Raw genomic sequence first — 2,483 nt, 5'->3', positions numbered from 1 at the left:
GAAGTCGTAACAAGGTAGCCGTTGGGGAACCAGTGGCTGGATCACCTCCTAAAAGAATACCTTGAGACATTATTCTCGGGTGTCCACACAAGTTATCTATAAAATATAAAGTAAAAACAGACGGGGCTATAGCTCAGCTGGGAGAGCACTTGATTTGCATTCAAGAGGTCTGCGGTTCGATCCCGCATAGCTCCACCAGTATCGGAAGACAGAAGACTGAGGTCAGATGACAGAAGTTATGTGTTTTCTACCATTTGCGATGTAGATTCTTTAGAGAGGCAAGCGCAGCGTCGCCAAGACCTCAAACAAAGGAGCATTTACGCCGGTATTTTGGCTGTTAATAAAGCGTAAGCCTAATTAACTGAATTAAAATACGGAAAATGGTTTATACCGCGCGATTTTAAAAAGAAATCGATTGTGACGGTTATTTTGCTGAAATCAAGGCACGCGCCGGAATGAGTGAGGGAATGTACATCGGTACATGACCGAGCGAATGACAAGCGTAACGCCGAGTTCAGGAAAATAAGCAAGCAAGCGGGTCTGTAGCTCAGTTGGTTAGAGCGCACCCCTGATAAGGGTGAGGTCGCTGGTTCAACTCCAGCCAGACCCACCAGTTTTCTGAATCTTGACTTTATGCACTGTCTCACCTATTGTTAATAGGCTACGACAGCACATAAAGCCAACCTTCAAAAAACACATTTTGTTTTACTCTGCGTTAGAATCAAGTTCACCTATTGGTAATAGGCTTCACTTGCTTCTGCCTTGATTAAAACAAAATCACACTGGATGTTTACAAAGAATCTTTTTCAAACGTGTTAACGTTTGACAAGGATTTTTCAGGCGAAAGTCTGAAGGCAAGTACGCTTTATATTGAGTAAATTAACAATTTGGAATATGAGTCTGATGATAATCATGATGAGTGATTATTATCTACAAATCAATTTGATTTGAGTCAATGGCGTCTAAAATAGAATTTATTAAAGTTAATAAAATCGTTATTAGAGAAACCGGCATGATGTATAGGCATTTTATGTTTATATGTTTTGTTATGATCCATATTTGTTTGATTGATAACCGTGAGATTGTTTGGGGTTATATGATCAAGTGAATAAGCGTATGTGGTGGATGCCTTGGCGGTAGGAGGCGATGAAGGACGTGTAAGTCTGCGATAAGCTGTGGTTAGTTGACACAAAAGCGTATAACCCACAGATTTCCGAATGGGGCAACCCGATCTTATAAGATCATCTTATGGCTGTAAGGTTATAAGAAGCGAACCCGGAGAACTGAAATATCTAAGTACCCGGAGGAAAAGAAATCAACCGAGATTCCGCAAGTAGCGACGAGCGAACGCGGATTAGCCCAAAAGTCTCATAGTTTTTAACAGAATGGTGTGGAAAAGCCAGCCGAAGAAGGTGATAGCCCTGTATGTGAAAGAGATTATGAGATGAATGTGAGTAGGGCGGGGCACGAGAAACCCTGTCTGAATATAGGTGGACCATCATCTAAGGCTAAATACTCCCTACCGACCGATAGTGAACCAGTACCGTGAGGGAAAGGCGAAAAGAACCCCTGTGAGGGGAGTGAAATAGACCCTGAAACCGCATACGTACAAGCAGTCGGAGTCCCTCACCTAGAATTTTTTATTAAAATGTGAATCACATTTGTAGAAAAGAAATTCTAGGTGAGGGATGACGGCGTACCTTTTGTATAATGGGTCAGCGACTTAATTTCAGTAGCAAGCTTAAGCGAATAGTGTAGGCGAAGGGAAACCGAGTCTTAATAGGGCGCATAGTTGCTGGAATTAGACCCGAACCCGGGCGATCTATCCATGGCCAGGTTGAAGGTCGGGTAAAACCGACTGGAGGACCGAACCCACGTATGTTGAAAAATGCGGGGATGAGCTGTGGATTGGAGTGAAAGGCTAAACAAGCCCGGAGATAGCTGGTTCTCCCCGAAAACTATTTAGGTAGTGCCTTATGTATCACTCACGGGGGTAGAGCACTGTTATGGCTAGGGGGTCACACCGACCTACCGTCCCATGGCAAACTCCGAATACCGTGAAGTGCAATCATAGGAGACAGACTACGGGTGCTAACGTCCGTAGTCGAAAGGGCAACAACCCAGACCGCCAGCTAAGGTCCCAAAATCACCACTCAGTGGGAAACGAAGTGGGAAGGCATAGACAGCTAGGAGGTTGGCTTAGAAGCAGCCACCCTTTAAAGAAAGCGTAATAGCTCACTAGTCGAGTCGGCCTGCGCGGAAGATTTACCGGGGCTAAGTGGTGTACCGAAGCTGCGGATGCATGTTTACATGCATGGTAGGGGAGCGTTCTGTAAGCCTGTGAAGGTGTGTTGTAAAGCATGCTGGAGGTATCAGAAGTGCGAATGCTGACATGAGTAACGATAAAGGGGGTGAAAAACCCCCTCGCCGAAAGTCCAAGGTTTCCTCGTGCAACGTTAATCGGCACAGGGTGAGTCGGCCCC

The 2,483-nt window shown here is 45.1% G+C and carries 2 tRNA genes and 1 rRNA gene (1 of these 3 only partly in view); all 3 read left to right on the top strand.

The window, feature by feature from the left end:
- Positions 1–122 precede the first annotated feature (122 nt).
- Positions 123–198 (top strand) — tRNA-Ala (locus IEV16_RS13235).
- Positions 199–536: 338 nt separating this feature from the next.
- Positions 537–613 (top strand) — tRNA-Ile (locus IEV16_RS13230).
- Between the two features lie 485 nt (positions 614–1,098).
- Positions 1,099–2,483, top strand: a 23S ribosomal RNA gene (locus IEV16_RS13225) (its annotated part continues 374 nt past the right edge of the window); the annotation flags it as partial.

The sequence above is a fragment of the Marinicella pacifica genome, from assembly GCF_014636635.1.
Lineage (GTDB): Bacteria > Pseudomonadota > Gammaproteobacteria > Xanthomonadales > Marinicellaceae > Marinicella > Marinicella pacifica.
The sequence above is the reverse complement of the archived record's forward strand: the minus strand, read 5'-3'. Positions and strand labels throughout refer to the sequence as shown.